Here is a 20,411-nt window from a genome sequence, read left to right as displayed (position 1 = left end):
ATACGAACGTATTCTAAAGACGTCAGCCGGGCAAGGAGTCCTCCGAAAGTAGGATGCGCCAGTGCCGAAGATCGTGGACCGAGCCGAGCGCCGCCGAGAGATCGCCGGTGCCCTCTTGCGCATCGTCGCGCGCGAAGGCGTCGAGGCCGTCAGCGTTCGCTCAGTCGCCACGGAAGCCGGCGTCTCCGCGGGTGCGGTGCAGAAATACTTCTCCACCAAGGAAGAACTGCTCCGCTTCGCCCTGGACCTGACGAGCGAATTCCTGGAACAGCGCTGGAAGACCCTCGATCAGTCGGGGAATCTGCTGGACCTGTTGCTGCGGCTGCTGACCGAGGCGATGCCCCTCGACGAGCAGCGCCGGGCCGAGGTGATCGTGATCAACACCTTCACCGCCCGCGGCGCCGTCCTGCCGTCGTGGGCCGAATTCATCCGCACCGGCTACGACGAACTACAGGAAATCACGACCCAGTACCTCTCGGCGGCTCAGGCGGCCGGTGATGTCCGCGATGATCTGCCGGCGAGCGACCTGGCCGACGCCGTACTGGCCCTGTCGGACGGCTTCGCGAACCGGATGCTCACCTCCGCCGATCCGGCCGCTCTCCTGCCCTCTCTCGAAACCTCCATACGCACCCTCCTAAGCCCCGCTAACTCCCGCATTTAGTCCTCTAAATGCGGTAGTCAAGGGCCGCCCGCACCCGGCGGACCATCGCCCGCGGATCGGCGTAGAGCTCCTCCTTGGCGATGACGACGAACTCCCAGCCCTCCGCTTCGATCAACGCCCGCCGGTGCGCGTCCAGACGCGGCTGGTCGCCTTCGAGATGCCACGCACCGTCGTACTCGATGGCGAGTTTGGCCTCACGGACCGCCAGATCGAGCCTGCCGAGGAACTGTGTTCCGCGATAGACCTCCACCTGAGGCTCCGCCGCTATGTCGTTGCGTCTCAGCCATACTCTGACCTCCGACTCGGGGATGGACTCCGCTCGCCCGTCCGAGAACGCCAAGGCCTCACGTGCCCGGACGATGCCGTTGTCACGACGAGGTGCCAGGTACGCCTCCAGCTCGTCGCGCTCGACGAATCCCGCGTGGAGCAAGACGTCCAGCAACCCGACGACGCGGGGAAACGACCGGCGGAGCCGCGTGTCGGTGAGGATGTCCAGCGTCATGCGCAGCGGGGTGGCGATCAGGCCGTCTCGCCACGGCTCGAAATCCTGGCCGAGAAGCCTGGTCCGGCGGAGACGCGTTCCGCTCAGGCTGTGGAAGCCTTTCTGTTCGGGCACGACGAACTCCACGGGATCGCTTTCGAGTGAGAACGGGAATCCGCGCACCGTCGCGGCCGAGCACCCGGTCAGCACCGCGCCTTCGGGCGCGACGAGGAGCGCGCCCTTGCACCGCAGCTCATGATCCGGAGGGATCCCTATCGGGACATAGACGTCCTGGAAGAGCCGGTTGTAAGGCCCCGAACGGAGCTGGGCACGGGTGAGGTCTCCTTCGCTGACGGCATGGCTGCCGCGAAAGGGGCCGGAGAACTCGCAGGCCGTCGCGTAGTGGTTTCTTGACACGAACCGACGATGACATCCGTCGACGTCACCACCCGGCTTTCAAGATCATCTTCTCGGCACCTGTCCACAACGCCTCATCCCTGTGCACAACCCCGCATTTCGTCCTCTAAATGCGGTACTTGCACACGCAACTACCGCATTTAGAGGACGAAATGCGGGGGTGACAGCGGGTCGGGGACGACACCGGTGTCCATCGAACGGTGGACAGCCGGGTTCAGTCCTGCGGACGTCCCGGCGAAGGGGGTCGCCGAAGCACCATCAACGTATGAAAACCGCAGTGAAGGTGCGCGGGTTGCGCAAGGAGTACCCGGGTCACCTGGCCGTCGAAGGCATCGATCTCGACATCGAGCAGGGCGAGGTGTTCGCGTTGCTCGGCCCCAACGGCGCCGGCAAGACGACGACGGTCGAAATCCTCGAGGGACACCGTAAGCGGACCTCCGGCGAGGTCGACGTCCTCGGCGAGGATCCCGGCACGGCCGGCCGGGCTTGGCGCGCGAAGCTCGGGATCGTGCTGCAGACGGCCAACGACGCCGCCGAGCTCACCGTCGCCGAGACCATCCGGCACTTCGCCCGCTACTACCCGAATCCGCGCGACGCCGACGAAGTCATCGAGAAGGTCGGACTCGCCGAGAAGGCGGGCGCCCGGGTCAAGAACCTTTCGGGCGGACAGCGGCGCCGGGTGGACGTCGCGCTGGGGATCATCGGGCGCCCCGAGCTGGTGTTCCTCGACGAGCCCACGACCGGGTTCGATCCCGAAGCCCGGCGTCAGTTCTGGGCCCTGATCCAGAGCCTCGCCTACGAAGGCACCACGATCCTGCTCACCACCCACTACCTCGACGAGGCCGAGGCACTCGCCGACCGCGTCGCGGTGATCGCGCGCGGCCGGATCGTCGCCGAGGGGACACCGCAGACGCTGGGCGGCCGTTCGACCGCGGAGGCCACTGTCCGCTGGGCCGACGAACGCGGCAGTCACCAGGAGCGCACCCATTACCCGGCCAAGCTCATCCGCGAGCTGTCCGCCGACGGCCGCGAGCCGTCGGAGCTGACCGTCCACCGGCCCACACTCGAAGAGACCTACCTCGACCTGATCGGAGAAGCCCGATGACCACGCTGACCCACCCGGGCAAACTCCCCGGCACCGTCTCGCTCGGCCTCATCCGGGGCGCCGCCGAACTCCGTCAGTTCTTCCGCATCCGGGAACAGGTGATCTTCACCTTCGCCTTCCCGTCCCTGTTGATGATCCTGCTCGGCTCGATGCTCAACACCTCGATGCCGGGCATGGCGATCACCACCGGCCAGGTGCTGGCCGCGGGCATGATCGGTTCGGGCATCGTCTCGACGTCGTTCACCAGTATCGGCATCGGGCTCGCCGCCGACCGCGAAGCCGGAGCGCTCAAGCGGCTGCGCGGGACGCCGATGCCCGCCGCGTCCTACTTCATCGGCAAGATCATCCTCGTCGGTGTTTCGAGCGTCGCGCAGGTCGTGCTGATGTCGATCGTCGGCAGCCTGCTCTTCGATCTGGAACTGCCGACCGAACCGGCGAAGCTGCTGACCGCGCTGTGGGTCTTCCTGCTCGGCATCACCAGCTGCACGCTCTTGGGCATCGCACTCAGCTCGGTGACCAGATCGGTCAGCGGCGCGGTCGCGGTGACCAACCTGATCTACATCGCGCTGCAGTTCATCTCCGGGGTGTTCGTCACGCCGATCACCGATCTGCCGAAGGTTATGGTCGACATCGCTTCGTTCTTCCCGGTGAAGTGGATCTGCCAGGGCTTCCGCTCGGTGTTCCTGCCGGCCGAGGCGGCGACACAGGAAATGGCAGGAACATGGGAACTTCCGATGGTGGCTCTGGTACTGGGGGCGTGGTGTGTGGCGGGACTGCTGCTGGCGAAATTGACGTTCCGCTGGTCGAACGAAGGCAAATGAACGCCTGGGAGCGGTTCTTCTGGCTCTGGGAGGTCCTTTTCGGGATCACCTTCGCGGCCACGACGGCCTTGGTGCTCCTGGAAGGCGGGACGACCACGGACAAAACGGTCGCGATCCTGTGCCTGACCGGGGTCGGCGTCACCTACCTGGTCCGGGGACGCCGCCTCATCAAAGGCCCGGACTACGAGTACACGCCGTGGCTGTTCGTCGGGGTCATGATGCTCTTCCTGGCAGGCGCCAGCCTCGCCAGCACCACCTCGAGTTTCATCCTGTTCCTCATCTGCCCGGTGCTGTACATGACGCTGACGACGAAGACGGCGTCGATCCTCACCACGGCCGCGGTGCTGATGGGCCCGGCGGCCTCGATCATCCGGGGCGGGTTCGATCAGCCGTCCTTGCGCATCCTGCTGCCGATGACCGCGATCTTGATCGTCTTCAGCCTGCTGGCCGGGCGCTACACGAGCCAGATCATCGACCAGAGCAAGGCCCGCGCCGCGCTGATCGAACAGCTGGAAGCCAGCCAGGCGGAGGTTTCCCGGCTCTCGCGAGAGGCGGGCATGGCCGCCGAACGCGAGCGGATGGCCCGCGAGATCCACGACACGCTCGCGCAGGGCTTCACCAGCATCGTCACGCTCACCCAGGCCATCGAGTCCGAAATGGACACCGATCCGAAGGCGGCCCGGCGCCATCTGGAACTGGCCGCGCGGACGGCGCGGGAGAACCTGGCGGAGGCGCGGGCGATGGTCGCGGCACAGGTGCCGTCGGCACTCGCCGCCGCTTCGCTGGAGGAAGCCTTGCGCCGTCAGGTCGAGCGGCTGACCGAGGAGGCCGGGATCGAAGCGGCGATCGCGATCAAGGGTCCGTTGCCGTCGCTGCCGATGGCCACCGAGGTCGTCGTGCTGCGAGGGGCGCAGGAGGCGTTGAGCAATATCCGCAAGCATTCCCGCGCCACCCGGGTTTCGCTTCGTCTGTCCGCTATGGACGGAGGTGTGCGGCTCGGGGTGACCGACGACGGCATTGGGTTCGACCCCGCCGAGCCCACCGGCGGCTTCGGTCTGGCGGGGATGCGGACGAGGGCAAATCAGGTCGGTGGCAGGGTGAAGGTGGAGAGCGGCCCCGGGGCGGGGACGACGCTGGAACTGGAGGTGCCCGCGTGATCACGATCATGCTGGTCGACGATCACCCGGTGGTGCGAGAAGGCCTGCGCGGCATGCTGGAGGCCGAACCGGATCTGAGCGTCATCGGCGAAGCGGGCTCCGGCGACGAAGCCGTGGCGCTGAGCCGGGTCAAGCAGCCGGACGTGATCCTGATGGACCTGCGCATGCCCGGTCTCGACGGCGTCGGAGCGACCCGGAAGATCCTCGCCGACCGCCCGGAACAGCGGGTCGTCGTGCTCACCACGTACGAGACGGACGCGGACATCCTGCGCGCGGTCGAAGCGGGCGCCTCCGGCTACCTGCTGAAAGACGCCTCGCGCACGGAGCTCGCCGGAGCGATCCGGGCGGCGTCGCGCGGCGAGACGGTCCTGGCGCCTTCGGTAGCCGGGAAGCTGGTGAACCGGGTTCGCAATCCGACGTCGTCGCCGTTGTCGGCGCGTGAGATCGAGGTCCTGCGGCTGGTCGCGCAGGGTGACACGAACGCCGACATCGGGCGGGCGCTCCACATCAGCGAGGCGACGGTCAAGACCCACCTGTTGCGGGTGTTCGGGAAACTGGACGTTTCGGACCGGACGGCCGCCGTGACCACCGCGATGCGGCTGGGCCTGCTCGGGTAGGCAGAATGCAGCCCATGCTTGCCACGACCGAACTGGCGCTGCTTCGCCGCCTCGCGCACGAGCAATCCTCGTGCCGCGCCCCTTCCCTCGTCGCCGCCGTCGTCCGCGACGGTGAAATCGCCTGGTCAGGAGCGCGTGGCCGCGTCGACGGCGAGACACCGGACAACGACACGCAGTACCGGCTCGGGTCGATCACGAAGACACTCGTCGCGACGGCCGTCATGCGCCTTCGAGACGAAGGCAAGCTCGACCTCAACGACCCGCTCGAACAGCACCTCCCCGGTACCGCGTTCGGCGCGGCGACCATCGCGCAGCTGCTCTCGCACACCTCGGGCCTGACCGCGGAATCGCCCGGTTCCTGGTGGGAGCGCACGGTGGGCGCCGACTGGAACGCGCTGGTCGCGAGCCTCGAAGACGGCGCGACGCGGCACCGTCCCGGCAGCCGGTTCCACTACAGCAACGTCGGGTACGGCGTGCTCGGCGAGCTGGTGGCCCGGCACCGCGGGAAGTCGTGGCTCGACGTCGTCCGCGCCGAGATCCTCGGCCCGCTCGGCATGAACCGGACCGCTCCGCACCCCGAAGGCGCGCACGCGAGCGGGTTCGCCGTGCACCCCTTCGCCGACGTCCTGATGCCGGAACCCTCACCGGACGCGGGCGCGATGGCCCCCGCCGGCCAGCTGTGGTCTACGGTCACCGACCTCGCCCGCTGGACGGCGTTCCTCGGCGGCCATACCGGCGGTGTGCTGAGCGAAGAGACCGTCGCGGAGATGCGCGAAATGGTCACCGTGGACGACGCCGACACCTGGACGACCGGGTTCGGCCTCGGCGTCATGCTGGTCCGCACGCAGGGCAGGCGGCTGGCCGGGCACACCGGGTCGATGCCGGGCTTCCTCGCCTGCTCGTTGATCGACGCCGACGCCGGGATCGGCGCGCTGGTGCTGACGAACTCGACGGCCGGTGTCGGCATCACGCAGCTGTGCCTCGACCTGATGACGCTGACCGAACAGCACGAACCGGCGATGCCCGCGGAATGGCAGCCGTCCACTGTGGACCCGAAGCTGCTGGAGCTGACCGGGCTGTGGCACTGGGGGCCGACGCCGTACCACCTGCGGCTGCTCCCGGACGGCCTGTTCTCGCTCGCGCCGACCGACGGCCCCGGCCGCGCGTCGCGGTTCACCCCGCTCGGTGACGACGTCTGGATCGGCCTCGACGGGTACTACGCCGGCGAAACGCTGAAGGTCGGGCGGGATTCGGACGGCAAGCCGAACCACCTCGACCTCGTGACGTTCATCTTCTCGCGCACGCCGTTCGACCCGGCCGCGCCCATCCCGGGCGGCGTCGACCCCGAAGGCTGGCGCTAGCGAAACCGGATGGCGGCGGTCGTGAACTCACGGCCGCCGTCGCCACACACCAGGACATCGCCGTAGTGAGCGTCGCCGACGACCCACATCCGGCGGTGTTCGCGCAGCGACTCGGCGAGTTCGCCAGGGCAGTTCTCGATGACGAACTTCGCCGGGTGCCCGTCGAGGACGGCCCAGCCGCGAGCGGTGTCCGCGCCGGGTTCCAGCGTGGCGGTGATCCACGACCAGGGGCCGAGCACGACGTCGAGAACGCCTTCACGGCGCCGGATCGTGAACCGCAGCGCCGACCACCATTGGCGGAACCTCGGTGAGGACGTTTCGCCCGGGAGGTCGCCGTGCACCCAGTGCGGCAGGCCTGGGACGAAGACGAGCACGAGCGTCGCCACGAAACCGACGATCGCGCCGATGGTGGCCGTGTCGTCCCAGTCGCGGAAGATCCAGTGACCGGCGAACGCGAGGAAGTACAGGAACAGAAAGCCCCATCGCGGGCCCCACGGATCGGGCATCAGACGGCCGGAGTGTGCCCAACGGCGGCTCCGACGGCGGCGATGAACTTGCGGGCGATGCGCTTGCCCTCACCCCAGTCGACGAAACCGAACTTCAAGCTCGTCTGGATCGCCAGCCCGGAGCCCTCGGACGTCCGCTCGACCTTCACCGTGACGGTCTGCCCGTAGCTGAACAGGCCCATGCTGGTGGAGAAGGTGACGTAGCCGGCGGCCGCGTCGTAGTAGGGGTTCTTCCCCTTGACCGCCGTGACCCCGTTCGGAAGGGCCTGCCACAACGCTTCGGGAGGCAGGGGGAAACGCTCATGCACTGTCGCCATGAGGCGAGAAGCTACCCGGCGGCGGGACGGGGCGGAAACGAGTTCGTCGCTCCCACATGCCGGACACGCGACACCAACTGTCAGCAGGTCCGTCCCGACCTGAGAGACTGGGCACATGACCGACGCACCTGAGTTGACCCTCCCCGCGGACCTGAAGCCTGCCGATGGCCGCTTCGGCTGCGGACCGTCCAAGGTCCGCGACGAGCAGCTGGCCAACCTGGCGAAATCCGGTGCCACCTACCTCGGCACCTCGCACCGCCAGAAGCCGGTGAAGTCCCTCGTCGGCCGCGTGCGTGCGGGTCTGTCCGAATTGTTCTCCCTGCCCGAAGGCTACGAAGTGGTCCTCGGCAACGGCGGGACGACCGCATTCTGGGACGCCGCGGCGTTCGGTCTCGTGCGCGAGCGTGCGCAGCACTTCACCTACGGCGAGTTCTCGTCGAAGTTCGCCACGGTGACCAAGGGCGCCCCGTTCCTCGCCGACCCGATCGTCGTCAAGGCCGACCCGGGCAGCGCGCCCGAGATCGCCTACGAGGCCGGTGCCGACCTGGTCGGCTGGGCCCACAACGAGACCTCCACGGGGGTCGCGGTGCCGGTCCGCCGCCCTGAGGGCAGCGAAGGCGCGCTCGTCGCGATCGACGCCACCTCCGGCGCGGGCGGCCTGCCGGTCAAGGCCGAGGACTTCGACGTCTACTACTTCGCGCCCCAGAAGTCCTTCGCCTCCGACGGTGGTCTCTGGATCGCGCTGGCCTCGCCCGCCGCGGTCGAGCGCATCGGCGAGATCGGCGCGAGCGACCGCTGGATCCCGGAGTTCCTGTCGCTGACCACCGCGCTCGACAACTCCCGCAAGGACCAGACGTACAACACCCCGGCGGTGTCGACGCTGTTCCTGCTGGCCGACCAGATCGAGTGGATGAACTCGAACGGCGGTCTCGAGTGGACGACCGCGCGCACGCGCGACTCGTCGACCCGGCTGTACGAATGGGCCGAGAAGACCAGCTACACGACGCCGTTCGTCAGCGACCCGTCGCTGCGTTCGCAGGTCGTCGGCACCATCGACTTCACCGACGAGGTGGACGCCGCCGCGGTGGCGAAGGTGCTGCGCGCCAACGGGATCGTCGACACCGAGCCGTACCGGAAGCTGGGCCGCAACCAGCTGCGCGTCGGCCTGTTCCCGGCCATCGACCCCGACGACATCACGAAGCTGACCCAGAGCATCGAGTACGTCGTCGAGCGCCTGGGCTGAGCTAGCTGTCCGTGAAGGCCTCCTTCCCTACTCTCAAGGTAGGGAAGGAGGCCTTCACGGATTTCAGCACCAGTAGCAGAAGAAGGCCGTACAGCACGTAGGATTCCGTCGCCAGCCACCAGCCGAAGCTCCCGGCCGGCCGCGGCGCGAGCCACATCGGCGCGACGACGAACAGCGCCACCGTCACGACCGCGAGTGCGTACGAAACGATCGATCGGGTCCAGACCAGCAGCACGAGGAGCGGCACGCACCAGACCCAGTGGTGCGTCCAGGTCACCGGCGACACCAGCAGCCCGCCGATCGCGCAAGCGGTCAGCGCGGACACCGGTTCCGCGGCCCGAGCGATCACGAACGCGGTCAGCGCGACCACCACGAACGCCGCCAGTACCCAGACGACGTCCTCCGCCGACCCGAGCCCGAACCGCGCGAGCATTCCGCGCAGCGACTGGTTCCCGACGTAACCGCGATCGCCGATGCGGCTGGTGTCGAAGAGGATGTTCGTCCAGAACTTCACCGACGCCCTCGGCGCGATCAGCCACATCAGCAGCCCGGCACCGGCGAATCCGGCGACGACCCGCGCGGCCGAGCGGAAGTCCTTGCGGAACAAGAAGAACAGGATGAACACGGCCGGGGTCAGCTTGATCGCGGCGGCGACACCGATGAGGAGTCCCTTGGTGCGGGCGCGTCCCGGCAGCAGGGCGTCGAGCACGACCATCAGCATCAGCAAGGTGTTGATCTGGCCGAAACCGAGCGTCGAGCGGACCGGCTCCATGAACCCGCCCGCCGCCTGCGCCCCGATCGCCGCCAGTACGGCGACGGCGCGGCCGCGGACGTCGGCGCGGTCTTTGAGCGAGCCGTTGAGCGTCGCGACGAAGAGGTACACGACGATCCCGCCCGCGATGATCGACGCGAGCCCGAGCAGCCTCGTCGCCACCGCGGCGGACAGCAGCGTGCCGGGTAGGAACACCGCTGCCGCGAACGGCGTGTAGGTGAAGGGCAGCCAGCCGCCGTGGGTCTGCACCCAGGTGCCGTACGGGTCGCCGGCGTCGAGGAGCGATCGGGCGCCGCCGACGTAGACCTCGAGGTCCTGTCCGTCGAACACCTTCAGTGTGAACAGGACGGCGACCACGACGACTTCGAGCGCGATCAGCGCCCCCACGAGTCTCCGCCCCGACAATCCCACCAGCACCTGGCGAGATTACCCACCGCTTCCCCGCGAGTAGTCCTCTGGATGCGGTAGTCGGCAGCGCGAACTACCGCATCCAGAGGACGAAACGCGTTCTAGGCGAGGGCTTGGGTGGGCGGGAGCCGCGCCGCACGCATCGCCGGATAGGCACCGGCGACCGCACCGACCAGTGCCGAGACCCCGACCCCGCCGAGCAGGGCGCCGACGGGCAGCACCGCCGGCCAGCCTTGGCTCAGCGCGTACACGGACGTCACCAGCACACCGACCAGCACCCCGGCTAGCCCGCCGAAGCCGGACAGCAGCACCGACTCGGCCAGGAACTGCCCTCTGACCTGCCGTTTCGTCGCCCCGAGCGCCCGGCGGAGGCCAATCTCCCGGCGTCGTTCCAGCACCGAGATCACCATCGTGTTGGCGACCCCGACGCCGCCGACCAGCAGCGCCACCCCGCCGAGGCCGAGGAACAACGCGCTGTAGGTGTTCTCCGTCAGCTTCCGCGCCTCCAGCGCCTCCGACGGACGACGCACCTCGACCTCGTTGGGCGCCTGCGGGTTCATCGTCTGCGCGAGCACCGAGCGGACGTTCTCGACCTGCGAGTCCTTCGCGCGGACGTACACCGTGCTCGGGTGCCCCTTGAAGCCGAGGAGCCGCTTCGCGACGTCCCAGCCGACCAGAGCCGACCGTTCGATCTCCGGCGCGAGCGGTTGCGGGCCCAAGATCCCGCCGACGGTGAACCAGTGCCCGTTGATGAACACCTGCGGCGGCTTCGCCTGGTCGAGGTGGTCGATCCCGAGCCGGGCGGCGGCGACCGAACCGAGTACGACGACCGGATAGTCGCGGGTGGCGTCCCGGAGGAACTGCCCGGCGCGGACCGTTCCGCCGACGACGTCGAGGAGATCCGGTGTCGCCGCGTAGACGCCGAGGCCGGAGGTCTCGTCCTTGGCGATCTTGTCCGTGCGCCGCACTGTCCCGTCGGTGGTCCCGATCGCGGACGCCGCCGTCACCGGAGCGATCCGTTTCGCCATCGGCACCGCGCTGTCCGGCAAGGTCGCGTCGCCGCCGAACATCGTCTTGCCCGGCCCGGCCGAAAGCAGGTTGGTGCCGAGCGCGGCCAGCTGGTCTTGCAACGCCTTCGCGCCCGACGCCGGGATCGCGAGCACCGCCACCATCGCGGCGATCCCGATCCCGATGCCGAGCGCGGACAGCACCGCGCGCATCGGCCGCGTCCGCATCCCGTGCGCGCCGAGGGCCAGCACGTCACGCGGGCCGAGCCGGGCCGGATCCGGCGTCTTGTCGAGGACGGGTGCGCTCACACCGGCACCCCCGTTCCGGTGTCGAGCCGGATCCGGCCGTCCCGCAACTCGATCCGCCGCGGGACACCCGCCGCGATCTCCCGGTCGTGCGTGATGATCACGACGGTCGTCCCCTGTGAACTCAACGTGGCGAGCAGGTTGAGGATCGCCGCGCCGTTGCCCGTGTCGAGGTTCCCGGTCGGCTCGTCGGCCAGCAGGATCGACGGCGAGTTGACCACCGCCCGCGCGATCGCCACCCGTTGCCGCTCGCCGCCCGAGAGCTCGTTCGGGAAATGGCCCGCCCGGTGCGCGAGGCCGACCCGGTCGAGCGCCGCCAGCGCCCGCTCGTGCCGTTTCCGCCGCGGCACCCCCGCGTACAGCAGTCCCGTCGCGACGTTGTCGACAGCGCTCACTCCCTCGCTGAGGAAGAACTGCTGGAACACGAAGCCGATCCACCGCGACCGCAACGCCGAGAGCTTGCGGTCGGGCAGTTTCGCGACGTCGTGCCCGCGGAGTTCGATGACACCGCTGGTCGGCCGGTCGAGCGTGCCCATCAGCTGCAGCAACGTCGACTTGCCCGAACCGGACGGGCCGACGATCGCGACCATCTCCCTGTCCTCGATGGACAGTGTCACCTCGTGCAGCGCGCGCACCTCACCGGGATAGGTGCGCGAGGCGTTGCGCACGGCCAGCACCGGGGTCATGACGTCGTCACCACCCGCGTCCCGGCGGCGAGACCGGTTCCGGTGATCTCGACGCGGCCGCCGGAGAACAACCCGGTCTTCACCGCGACAAGCCGCCGTTTGCCGCCTTCGTCGACCTCGACGGCGTATCCGCCCTCGGCGAGCGCGAGCAGCGCCCCGACCGGGACCGCCAACACTCCACTGTGGACTTCCTTGGTGAACCGCACCGAGACCGGCGTCGAATCGAGCGACCCCGCCGCGGCCGGATCGTCCAGTTTGATCTTCACCTTGATCTTCGGCTTGCCGTCGTCCTGACCGGAACCGTCCTTTCCGGACTCCGCGACCTTGCCGACCTCGGTGACCACGCCGGTCGTGGACTTGCCGCCGGTGATGTCGATCCCGACCTTGTCCCCTTCCTTGGCGATGGCCTGTTTGGCGGCGTCGAGCTTGACCTCGACGACCCGTTCCGTGCCGGTGTACTTCAGCAGTTCGCCGCCGCTCGGGCCGCCGAGCTGCGCGGCGACCTGCGAAACCCGGATCTCGCCCGGCGCGAGGACGGCGTCACCCTGGCCGAAGGTGCCGGTCTGCTCGACGCCCAGCGACTTCTGCCATTTCTTGAGCGCGGCGGCGGTGGCCGACGTGAACTTCTTGTCGGGCGTGCCGAAGCCGCCGAACCCGAGCGCCTTCAGGTTCTCTTCCAGCTGCCTGACGTCCGGGCCGTCCGTCGCGCCGTCCGCGAGATCGCGGAAGAACGGCAAGGTGCCGTAGAACAACGGCACCGGTTTCGCGTCGACGCCGTACACCGCCTTGCCCCTCGAGAGCACCGTGCCCGCGGCCGGAAGAGACGTGATGGTGCCCGGTTTCCGGCCGGAGAGGGACTCTTCCGCGCCGTAGCCCAGTGTCCCGTTCGCCTCTTCCTCCTCCCGCAGGTCGGTCTTTTCGACCTTCGCGGTCTCCACCGGGGGCGGCGCCTTCGCGACCTGCCCGGCTTCCGACGTCACCCTGGTCATCACGACCACCGAGACCGTCCCGACCACGACGACGAGAGCCGCCGTGATGACGTACCAGCGCGCCCGCCGCGAACGACGCACGCCGCCGGGTCCTTCGTGTCCGCTCATTTCGCCGGGGCCGCCCTCATGGTCATGCCGAGACCGCAGGCCTTCGCCGCTTCTTCGAACTTCTTGGGGTCACCGGACGCGTCGCCCAGCGCGATGGCCGCGCCGCCCTTGCCCGCCGGTTCGGGATCCGGGAAGTCGATGCCGTGGTCGCGCATGCACTTCGCTTCCTTGCGCATCTTGTCGAGCTCTTCCGGCGTCGGCGGCTTGATCTCGCCGCCGTTCGGCAGCAGCTTGCGGCATGCCTCGTCCGCGGCCTTCATCTTCTTCTCGTCGGGCGGGGTGTCGCCCGCCTCGAAGGTGATCGTGTCCTGGCCGTTGGCGTCCCGCTTGGGCTCCGGCATGTTGATCCCGTGCTCACGCATGCACTTCGCGAAGTTCCGCCTCTTGTCCTCGTCGGACACGTTGTCGGCCTGCTGCCCGTCACCGGCACCGGCGGCGGGCGGCGACGAGATCGAGGCGACCTTGTCGCCGCCGTCCCCGCCGCCACCGCAGCCTGCCACCAGCGCGAGGACCGCTCCGGCGATCAGTGCCGCCATCGGTCGTTTCCGCATCGCTGCTCCTTCGGTCGTCTTGACGCACCGATTTCTACGGAGAGGGTGATTCCGGGGCGGTAAGCGAAGTCGCTTATGCCGCGCTTACCCCCACCCGGGGCAGACTGGCCCGGTGAGAGTGCTGGTGGTGGAAGACGAGCGGCTGTTGGCGGACACGATCGCCGAGGGCCTGCGACGGTTCTCCATGGCCGTCGACGTCTGCTACGACGGCGAACAGGCCCTGGACCGGGTGGGGGTGCACGGTTACGACGTCGTCGTGCTCGACCGAGACCTGCCGGTCGTGCACGGGGACGAGGTCTGCGCCGCGGTGCTCGAAACCGGCGGCGAGGCGCGGGTCCTCATGCTGACGGCCGCCGCCGACGTCAACGATCGGGTCGCCGGGCTGGGCCTCGGCGCCGACGACTACCTGACGAAACCGTTCGCGTTCGCCGAACTCGTCGCGCGGGTGCAGGCGTTGTCGCGACGCGCGCGGCCGGCGCTGCCGCCGGTGCTCGAACGCGGCGGCGTCGTCCTCGACCTGCCCCGCCACCAAGCGTCCCGCGATGGCCGGTTCCTTCCCTTGTCCCCCAAGGAATTCGCGGTACTGGAGGTGCTCATGCGCGCCGAAGGCGCGGTGGTCAGCGCGGAGGACCTGCTGGAGAAGGCGTGGGACGAGCACGCGGATCCGTTCACGAACGCCGTCCGGGTGGCGATGATGACGTTGCGGCGCAAACTCGGTGAGCCGCCGCTGATCGAGACCGTGCCCGGCGCCGGCTACCGGTTCGGGTCGTGAAACCGCTCCGGTTGTCGGTCCGCACCAAGCTGACGGCGCTCTACGGTGGCGCCTTCCTGCTCGTCGGACTCGCGCTGCTGATCGTCAACTACCTGCTGGTGAGCTCGTCGCTGCCGGACGCGGCCTCGTTCGCGACCGACGCCGCGGGCATCGCGGTCCAGCGCGCGTACCCCCTGGACACGACGACCATCCTTCCCGTGGAGCGCGCCCAGGCCACGCAACTGGTGGCGACCTCACTCGGCGAGTACCGCTCGGATGTCCTTTCGACACTGTTGTGGCAATCATTGGTGGCGCTGGCGATCGCGGGCGCGCTCGCGGTGTTGCTCGGCTGGCTGATGGCGAGCCGCGTGCTGCGGCCGCTGCACGCGATCACGTCGACCGCGCGGAAACTCGAGGCGGAGAACCTCGACCGGCGGATCGACCTCGACGGCCCCGACGACGAACTCAAGGAACTCGCCGACACCTTCGACGGCATGCTCGACCGGCTCGCCGTGTCGTTCGACAGCCAGAAACGCTTCGTCGCGAACGCCTCCCACGAACTGCGCACCCCGCTCGCGGTGCAGCGCACGCTGGTCGAAGTGGCGATGGCCGATCCCGACGTCAGCCCGGAACTCCGGAAACTGGGCGAGCACCTCATCTACACCAACGAACGCAGCGAACGGATGATCGAGGGCCTGCTCGTCCTCGCGCGCAGTGATCGCGGCCTGGCCACGCGCGCCCCCGTCCGGCTGGACGAGATCGTGGCGACGGTGCTCCGCTCGGCTTCGAACATGGCCGAAGAGGCGGGCGTCACCATGGAGTCGCGGCTGCGACCGCGGACGGTGTCCGGGGATCCCGTACTGCTGGAGCGGCTGGTCACGAACCTCGCGCACAACGCCATCACCTACAACCGCGAGGGCGGCTGTGTCCATGTCGACCTCGGCGGCGACCCGGCGCTGGTGGTGCGCAACACCGGTCCGCAGGTGCCGCTGGACGCCGTGCCCGCGCTGTTCGAACCGTTCCGGCGGCTTTCGGGCGACCGGACCGGCGACTCGCGCAACGCCGGGCTGGGGCTGTCGATCGTCCGGTCCATCGCTCAGGCGCACGGCGGAACCGCGGGCGCGGAACCCGGCGGCCGGGGCGGCGGGCTGGTCGTCCGGGTGCGCCTGCCGTAGATTCCCCCGATCGTGACTGTGCGTGTCCAGCGCGTCACGCGGCGGACCGCGGCTTGCTCCAGCAGAATGCACTTGCTGCCATGAACAAAATAGTGAGCAGGACACATGACATCGGCGCGCCTCACACGTCAAGCCGACGCGCCGGATTACCGTGGACACCCACAAAGGTGAAGAGCAGGGGAGGCGAGAATGCGAGCGCTACGGGTGGTCGGGCTACACGAGGACGGTAAGTCCATCGTGTGCGAGGACCCGGCGAGCCGCACGCGTTTCCTGCTCCCCGCGGACGAAAGGCTGCGTGCGGCGGCGAGGGGTGACATCACCCGCCTCGGCCAGATCGAGATCGAGTTGGAGAGCCAAATGCGGCCACGCGAGATCCAGGCACGAATCCGGGCCGGTGAGTCCGTGGAGCAGGTCGCGAGCAGCGCCGGCGTCTCCGTGCAGCGCGTGGAGCGGTTCGCGTACCCGGTCCTGCTCGAGCGCTCGCGGACGGCGGAGCTGGCCCAGCGCGCGCACCCGATCCGCGAAGACGGCCCCGACGTGCAGACGCTCGGCGAGGTCATGGCGCACTCGTTCGGTCTCCGCGGCCACGACTACAGCCAGGCGACCTGGGACTCCTGGCGCGGCGACGACGGCAAGTGGGTCGTCGTGCTGAGCTGGAAGGCCGGCCGCTCGGACAACCGCGCGCACTGGTCATTCTCGCCCGGCGCGCACGGCGGCACCGTGCAGGCGCTCGACGAGAACGCCGAAGTCCTGCTCAACCCCAACGCCTACCGTGCCCCGCGCACGGTGCGGGCGCTGGATCCCGGCAGGGACGCGATCATCCAGCCCACCCTGGATTCGGCCCCCGAAGAGCCGGTCGCGAAGGTGATCGACGCGCCCATCGCGGAGCCCGAGGAAGACGTCGAGTCACCACTTCCGGCTGACGAGCCGGAGGAAGTGGCCGAACCGGCTCCGCGGGCGAAGGGGAAGAAGAACCATCCCATCGTTCCATCCTGGGAAGACGTCTTACTGGGCGTCCGATCCCAACGAGGTTGACTTCGCACGTAATGGCCCCTTCCGGTGGAGGGGCCATTACGTGCGTCCGGGGACCTGTGCGATGTACGGCGGCCGGAAGAACCGCTCCGGCTCGGCGCCCACCAGTTCCTCCTGCGCCCCGGGCGGGGCCGGACACCAGAAGGCCGGCTTGTCGTCGTGATGGCGGTCGGCGTACACGACGAATGTCTTCTTGCCGCGCACGGAACCATGTCGGCTCGCCGTGGCTGAGCCGTTCGGAGGTCTCCGGCAGCGCGAGACACAGCCGCCTGAATGATCTGAGCGGTCCGCACTCACCGGTCACGTTGATCACTGGGCATGGACCGCTGCGAAACGGGGCGCGCAACACCCTCCGCCACGCCGCCGTCGGGTCCTCACCATGCCCTCTCTTAGGTACCTACTCGTCACCTGCGGTCTTGCTCGCGTGAAGTACATGATGGCCCCCTTCCTTGCGCTAGGCGCAGTGAAGGGGGCCTTCATGTACTGGGAAAGGTGTGGAGGACTCCTGCAGGAACTCTGAGTCCCTCCGCCCCTCACACCTTGATCAACGGAACATCCGGGACACTCAACGTCCCTGATCTTCCGTTGATCAAGCTCGTGCCGACCGGCAACCCACACCAGCGGGTGACCAAATACAAGTCCCCAAGGAGGCCTTCACGGACCGGCCGCTACGGACTCACCCGTAGGCACCTAAACACCCTCGGCTAGAACCCGAATCGCCACTCACGACCCACCCAGCCCACCCCTCACCAGCGCCCTCTAGAAGACGACGATCAACACACCGATCCACGCGATCACGATCCCCGCGGCGGCACCGAAGGACGCCCACCGCACGATCGGCACCCGCCGCGCGAGCCACAGCGAAGGCGTGATCCCGCCGGTCACGACGGCGGAGGCGATCAGCGCGAGCCAGCCGTTGGTCTCCCGCGCGAGGGTGTTCGCCAGCGCCAGCATCGCCACCACGACCACGGCCGCGACGAACGCGGAAACGGTCAGGCCGGTCAGCCACGGTGTCGGTTCCCCGGCGGGGTCCGGCGTGCCGAAGAGCCGCCGCGCGAGTTCGCTGCGAGGGGCGGGAGCGGGTGGGTCGACGACGACACCGTCGCCGGAGACGGGGTCGACGAAGCGGACCGAGGTGCCCATCGCGGCGGCGAGCCGCTGTGCGAGCTGGCGGCCTCGCTGGGAGACCACGGAAGCGGCTTCGGCGCCGGTATCGCCGGGGTGGGCGGTGGTGCTGACGGCGGACGCGACGCGCGCCCATTCGTGCAGTGCCTGAGCGAGGTCCGAACCGATCGCGAGGGAGTGCGGGTCCACCTCACGCGCGCTCTCGCCGCCCGGCCCGGCCAGCACCGCGCGTCCCTCACGGATCCGCAATTCCATGGGTTCTCCCTATGCTCGCTCGGGTGCTCACGATAGCGGTGGACGCGTCTCGTAGAACGCGATCGCGCCCGCCGTGGCGACATTCAGCGAATCGACGCCCTCCGGCATCGGGATCCGCACCGCGACGTCGGCGGCGGCGATGGCCGCGTCGGTCAGCCCGGGGCCTTCCGCCCCCAGCATCAGCGCGACCTTCTCCGGCGTTTGGTCCCGTAACTGGCGCAGCGAAACGGAATCCACACGAGGAGTGAGGGCCGCGATACGGAACCCGCGTTCCCGCAGCAGCTCCAGGTCAGCCGGCCAAGATCCGAACGTGGCGAACGGGACGCGCAGGACGTGCCCCATCGAAACGCGGACGCTGCGCCGGTACAGCGGGTCCGAGCAGCCTGCCCCGAGCAGGACCCCGTCTACGCCCAGCGCGGCCGCGTTGCGGAACAGCGAGCCCAGATTCTCGTGGTCACCGACGCCTTCCAGCACCGCGAGCACGCGGGCGCCGTCGATGACGTCCTCGACCGTCGGCGGTGGAACGGGCCGGTCCGCGACGGCCAGGATCCCGCGGTTCAGGTGGAAGCCGACGACGTCGGCCATCGTCTCCGCCGAGGTCACGTAGCCAGGGGCGTCGACACCGTCGAGTTCGGTGGCCAATTCCCGGAACCGCCGCTCCACGCCGAGCAAGGCCCGGACCGGATACCGGGATTTCAGCAGCCGCTCCACCACGACGGTGCCTTCGGCGATTACGAAGCCACGCCCACCTGGCCTATCGGGTCGCCGATCGGCTGTGGACAAGTCGCGGAAATCGTCGAGCCGGGGGTCACCGGGGTCGTCGATGGTGATCAGGTCAGCCACCGGGAAAGTGTGTCATCGCACCGGCTGCGAGCCGAACTGGTCCGATCGTCCGGCGTTCGCTGGTACGAACGGCTGCTTTTTGCTGTAAGTTAACCCCTAGTGACAGAGAGCACCAGTTTGGCCGCTAGCCGGGCGACTACGAGCCGTGAAACCGTTGGCCCGCCTGGCAGTCCCGCCTGGAACCCCGCGGATCTTGGCCAAGAGGAGCTCGACGAACATGGGTAAGGATCTTTCGGCGGACCCGTTCAAGCCGCAGGACCGCGGACGGTACCGCCGGAAGGTCCAGCGCTGCCTCGACACCCTCGCCCGCATGCTCACCGACGGGAGCTTTTCGTTCCCGCGCAAGAACATCGGGCTCGAAGTGGAGCTCAATCTCGTCGATGCCGAACTGCGCCCGTCGATGACGAACACGACGGTGCTCGAAGCGCTGAACGACCCCTCCTTCACCACCGAACTCGGCCAGCACAACCTGGAACTCAACGTGCCGCCCCGGCCGCTGGCCGGCGAGTCCGCGCTGCAGCTGGAGGACGATCTCCGCGCGTATCTGGGCGCCGCCGCGCGCAAGGCCGAGGAGTCCGGCGCCTCGCTGGCGATGATCGGCATCCTCCCCACCCTTCGGCATGAGCATTTCGACCAGAAGTGGCTCACCAACAACGCCAGGTATTCGCTGCTCAACGACCGGATCTTCGCCGCGCGCGGCGAGCGCACCGTGCTCTCGATGGAGGGGGCGCCGCTGCCCGGCAGGCAGCCGGAGCGCCTGCGCAGCTACTCCGAGTCGATCTTGCCCGAAGCCGCCTGCACCTCGGTCCAGCTGCATCTGCAGGTCGCGCCGGAGGAGTTCGCGGCGCATTGGAACGCGGCGCAGGCGCTGGCGGGCGTGCAGATCGCGGTCGGCGCGAACTCGCCGTTCCTGCTCGGCAAGACCCTCTGGCACGAGACACGCATCCCGCTGTTCCTGCAGGCGACGGACACCCGGCCGGAGGAGCTGAAGAACCAGGGCGTGCGGCCGAGGGTGTGGTTCGGCGAGCGGTGGATCACGTCGATCTTCGACCTGTTCGAAGAGAACGTCCGGTACTTTCCCGGCTTGCTGCCCGAGACCGACAGCGAGGACCCGGTCGAAGCGCTCGACTCCGGGCAGGCCCCGAAACTCACCGAACTGCGGATGCACAACGGCACCGTCTGGCGCTGGAACCGGCCGGTCTACGACGTCGTCGACGGCCTGCCGCATCTGCGGGTGGAGAACCGGGTGCTGCCGTCCGGTCCGACGGTCATCGACATGGTCGCGAACGCCGCCTTCTTCTACGGCGCGCAGCGGGCACTGGCCGAAGCCGACCGTCCAGTGTGGACGCAGATGTCGTTCCAGGCGGCGGAGGAGAACATGTACGCCGGGGCGCGCCGAGGTTTCGACGCGCAGCTGTACTGGCCGGGTATCGGCTGGATCCCGCCGGACGAGCTGGTCCTGCGGGTCCTGCTTCCGCTGGCACACGAGGGATTACGCCGCTCGGATGTCTCCGACGAGGCAAGAGAGCGCTATCTGGGCGTCATCGAGCAGCGGTGCCTGACCAGGCGGACCGGCGCGGCCTGGCAGCGGGAGTACGTCCTGCGCGCGGAGGAGCGCGGCGCCGAGCGGGAAACCGCGCTGCACCGGATGCTGGGCCGGTACCTGGAGCTGTCGGCGACCGAGACGCCGGTGCACACCTGGTCGCTCGAGGCCTGA

The 20,411-nt window shown here is 68.8% G+C and carries 21 protein-coding genes and 1 pseudogene; 11 read left to right on the top strand and 11 right to left on the bottom strand.

The window, feature by feature from the left end; all coding sequences use genetic code 11:
- The first annotated feature begins 61 nt into the window (after positions 1-61).
- A complete protein-coding gene (locus tag AVL48_RS04705) occupies positions 62-661 on the top strand; it encodes a TetR/AcrR family transcriptional regulator (protein WP_061984611.1) in 600 nt (199 codons plus the stop codon).
- A gap of 4 nt (positions 662-665) precedes the next feature.
- Here the strand turns inward: AVL48_RS04705 and AVL48_RS04700 are convergent, their stop codons facing one another.
- On the bottom strand, positions 666-1,559 hold the full coding sequence (locus AVL48_RS04700) for an endonuclease domain-containing protein (protein ID WP_061984609.1): 894 nt from the start codon (positions 1,557-1,559) through the stop codon (positions 666-668).
- A 265-nt stretch (positions 1,560-1,824) separates the two neighbouring features.
- On the opposite strand from AVL48_RS04700, the gene AVL48_RS04695 reads away from it, so the two are divergent.
- The 5 genes from AVL48_RS04695 to AVL48_RS04675 are packed head-to-tail and all read left to right on the top strand — an operon-like array spanning position 1,825 to position 6,620.
- Positions 1,825-2,664, top strand: coding sequence for an ABC transporter ATP-binding protein (locus tag AVL48_RS04695; RefSeq protein ID WP_143104894.1), 840 nt, complete (start codon positions 1,825-1,827; stop codon positions 2,662-2,664).
- A complete protein-coding gene (locus AVL48_RS04690) occupies positions 2,661-3,485 on the top strand; it encodes an ABC transporter permease (RefSeq protein ID WP_061984605.1) in 825 nt (274 codons plus the stop codon). Before AVL48_RS04695 ends, AVL48_RS04690 begins: the two co-directional genes overlap by 4 nt.
- Positions 3,482-4,642 carry a sensor histidine kinase gene (locus AVL48_RS04685; RefSeq protein ID WP_061984603.1) on the top strand — a complete coding sequence of 387 codons (1,161 nt, stop codon included), beginning with the start codon at positions 3,482-3,484 and terminating at the stop codon, positions 4,640-4,642. Before AVL48_RS04690 ends, AVL48_RS04685 begins: the two co-directional genes overlap by 4 nt.
- Positions 4,639-5,259 carry a response regulator gene (locus AVL48_RS04680; protein ID WP_061984601.1) on the top strand — a complete coding sequence of 207 codons (621 nt, stop codon included), beginning with the start codon at positions 4,639-4,641 and terminating at the stop codon, positions 5,257-5,259. The genes AVL48_RS04685 and AVL48_RS04680 overlap by 4 nt, the downstream gene beginning before the upstream one ends.
- A gap of 14 nt (positions 5,260-5,273) precedes the next feature.
- Positions 5,274-6,620 (top strand): serine hydrolase domain-containing protein, encoded by a 1,347-nt coding sequence (locus AVL48_RS04675; protein WP_061984599.1) that lies wholly within the window; start codon positions 5,274-5,276, stop codon positions 6,618-6,620.
- Here the strand turns inward: AVL48_RS04675 and AVL48_RS04670 are convergent.
- Positions 6,617-7,126 carry a hypothetical protein gene (locus AVL48_RS04670; protein ID WP_061984597.1) on the bottom strand — a complete coding sequence of 170 codons (510 nt, stop codon included), beginning with the start codon at positions 7,124-7,126 and terminating at the stop codon, positions 6,617-6,619. The two genes, AVL48_RS04675 and AVL48_RS04670, sit on opposite strands and share 4 nt — an antisense overlap.
- A complete protein-coding gene (locus AVL48_RS04665) occupies positions 7,126-7,443 on the bottom strand; it encodes a hypothetical protein (protein ID WP_061984596.1) in 318 nt (105 codons plus the stop codon). The genes AVL48_RS04670 and AVL48_RS04665 overlap by 1 nt, the downstream gene beginning before the upstream one ends.
- Positions 7,444-7,558: 115 nt before the next feature.
- Here AVL48_RS04665 and serC point away from each other — a divergent pair, with 115 nt between their 5' ends.
- Positions 7,559-8,686 (top strand): phosphoserine transaminase, encoded by a 1,128-nt coding sequence (gene serC / locus AVL48_RS04660; RefSeq protein WP_061984594.1) that lies wholly within the window; start codon positions 7,559-7,561, stop codon positions 8,684-8,686.
- A 1-nt stretch (position 8,687) separates the two neighbouring features.
- Here the strand turns inward: serC and AVL48_RS04655 are convergent, their stop codons facing one another.
- From AVL48_RS04655 to AVL48_RS04635, 5 genes are all read right to left on the bottom strand, one after another.
- On the bottom strand, positions 8,688-9,875 hold the full coding sequence (locus AVL48_RS04655; protein ID WP_061984592.1) for a glycosyltransferase 87 family protein: 1,188 nt from the start codon (positions 9,873-9,875) through the stop codon (positions 8,688-8,690).
- 92 nt (positions 9,876-9,967) lie between these two features.
- The gene (locus AVL48_RS04650; RefSeq protein ID WP_061984591.1) at positions 9,968-11,182 is read right to left on the bottom strand and encodes an ABC transporter permease; all 1,215 of its coding nucleotides are present in this window, start codon (positions 11,180-11,182) and stop codon (positions 9,968-9,970) included.
- Positions 11,179-11,865, bottom strand: coding sequence for an ABC transporter ATP-binding protein (locus tag AVL48_RS04645; protein ID WP_061984588.1), 687 nt, complete (start codon positions 11,863-11,865; stop codon positions 11,179-11,181). Before AVL48_RS04645 ends, AVL48_RS04650 begins: the two co-directional genes overlap by 4 nt.
- On the bottom strand, positions 11,862-12,962 hold the full coding sequence (locus tag AVL48_RS04640; protein WP_061984586.1) for a peptidoglycan-binding protein: 1,101 nt from the start codon (positions 12,960-12,962) through the stop codon (positions 11,862-11,864). Before AVL48_RS04640 ends, AVL48_RS04645 begins: the two co-directional genes overlap by 4 nt.
- Complete coding sequence (locus tag AVL48_RS04635; RefSeq protein ID WP_061984584.1) at positions 12,959-13,513, bottom strand: hypothetical protein; 555 nt, start codon at positions 13,511-13,513, stop codon at positions 12,959-12,961. Before AVL48_RS04635 ends, AVL48_RS04640 begins: the two co-directional genes overlap by 4 nt.
- Positions 13,514-13,625: 112 nt before the next feature.
- Here AVL48_RS04635 and AVL48_RS04630 point away from each other — a divergent pair, with 112 nt between their 5' ends.
- From AVL48_RS04630 to sepH, 3 genes are all read left to right on the top strand, one after another.
- Entirely contained in the window at positions 13,626-14,285 is a 660-nt protein-coding gene (locus tag AVL48_RS04630; protein ID WP_061984582.1) for a response regulator transcription factor, read from the top strand.
- Positions 14,282-15,439 (top strand): ATP-binding protein, encoded by a 1,158-nt coding sequence (locus tag AVL48_RS04625; protein ID WP_061984580.1) that lies wholly within the window; start codon positions 14,282-14,284, stop codon positions 15,437-15,439. Before AVL48_RS04630 ends, AVL48_RS04625 begins: the two co-directional genes overlap by 4 nt.
- A 189-nt stretch (positions 15,440-15,628) precedes the next feature.
- Positions 15,629-16,474: a septation protein SepH gene (gene sepH, locus AVL48_RS04620; protein WP_061984579.1), complete on the top strand. Its 846-nt coding sequence runs from the start codon at positions 15,629-15,631 to the stop codon at positions 16,472-16,474.
- A gap of 60 nt (positions 16,475-16,534) precedes the next feature.
- Here sepH and AVL48_RS04615 read toward each other — a convergent pair.
- From AVL48_RS04615 to AVL48_RS04605, 3 genes and pseudogenes are all read right to left on the bottom strand, one after another.
- Positions 16,535-16,775, bottom strand: a pseudogene (locus AVL48_RS04615) (MmcQ/YjbR family DNA-binding protein); the annotation flags it as partial.
- A 455-nt stretch (positions 16,776-17,230) separates the two neighbouring features.
- Positions 17,231-17,851: a DUF2537 domain-containing protein gene (locus AVL48_RS04610; protein WP_061984920.1), complete on the bottom strand. Its 621-nt coding sequence runs from the start codon at positions 17,849-17,851 to the stop codon at positions 17,231-17,233.
- 27 nt (positions 17,852-17,878) lie between these two features.
- Positions 17,879-18,694: a TrmH family RNA methyltransferase gene (locus AVL48_RS04605; RefSeq protein WP_061984921.1), complete on the bottom strand. Its 816-nt coding sequence runs from the start codon at positions 18,692-18,694 to the stop codon at positions 17,879-17,881.
- Positions 18,695-18,911: 217 nt separating this feature from the next.
- On the opposite strand from AVL48_RS04605, the gene AVL48_RS04600 reads away from it, so the two are divergent.
- Positions 18,912-20,411, top strand: a complete 1,500-nt coding sequence (locus AVL48_RS04600; RefSeq protein ID WP_061984923.1) for a glutamate-cysteine ligase family protein — start codon at positions 18,912-18,914, stop codon at positions 20,409-20,411.

The organism is Amycolatopsis regifaucium (genome assembly GCF_001613935.1).
Taxonomy (GTDB): Bacteria; Actinomycetota; Actinomycetes; order Mycobacteriales; family Pseudonocardiaceae; genus Amycolatopsis; species Amycolatopsis regifaucium.
Note: the sequence above shows the minus strand (reverse complement) of the source record. Positions and strands in the feature narration are given on the sequence as shown.

Bases quoted from the DNA above. Each gene is read 5' to 3' on its own strand.
- AVL48_RS04640 (WP_061984586.1), bottom strand. From the start codon at position 12,962: ATGAGCGGACACGAAGGACCCGGCGGCGTGCGTCGTTCGCGGCGGGCG.
- AVL48_RS04695 (WP_143104894.1), top strand. From the start codon at position 1,825: ATGAAAACCGCAGTGAAGGTGCGCGGGTTGCGCAAGGAGTACCCGGGT.
- AVL48_RS04690 (WP_061984605.1), top strand. From the start codon at position 2,661: ATGACCACGCTGACCCACCCGGGCAAACTCCCCGGCACCGTCTCGCTC.
- sepH (WP_061984579.1), top strand. From the start codon at position 15,629: ATGCGAGCGCTACGGGTGGTCGGGCTACACGAGGACGGTAAGTCCATC.
- AVL48_RS04665 (WP_061984596.1), bottom strand. From the start codon at position 7,443: ATGGCGACAGTGCATGAGCGTTTCCCCCTGCCTCCCGAAGCGTTGTGG.
- serC (WP_061984594.1), top strand. From the start codon at position 7,559: ATGACCGACGCACCTGAGTTGACCCTCCCCGCGGACCTGAAGCCTGCC.
- AVL48_RS04685 (WP_061984603.1), top strand. From the start codon at position 3,482: ATGAACGCCTGGGAGCGGTTCTTCTGGCTCTGGGAGGTCCTTTTCGGG.
- AVL48_RS04635 (WP_061984584.1), bottom strand. From the start codon at position 13,513: ATGCGGAAACGACCGATGGCGGCACTGATCGCCGGAGCGGTCCTCGCG.
- AVL48_RS04670 (WP_061984597.1), bottom strand. From the start codon at position 7,126: ATGCCCGATCCGTGGGGCCCGCGATGGGGCTTTCTGTTCCTGTACTTC.
- AVL48_RS04600 (WP_061984923.1), top strand. From the start codon at position 18,912: ATGGGTAAGGATCTTTCGGCGGACCCGTTCAAGCCGCAGGACCGCGGA.
- AVL48_RS04610 (WP_061984920.1), bottom strand. From the start codon at position 17,851: ATGGAATTGCGGATCCGTGAGGGACGCGCGGTGCTGGCCGGGCCGGGC.
- AVL48_RS04675 (WP_061984599.1), top strand. From the start codon at position 5,274: ATGCTTGCCACGACCGAACTGGCGCTGCTTCGCCGCCTCGCGCACGAG.
- AVL48_RS04645 (WP_061984588.1), bottom strand. From the start codon at position 11,865: ATGACCCCGGTGCTGGCCGTGCGCAACGCCTCGCGCACCTATCCCGGT.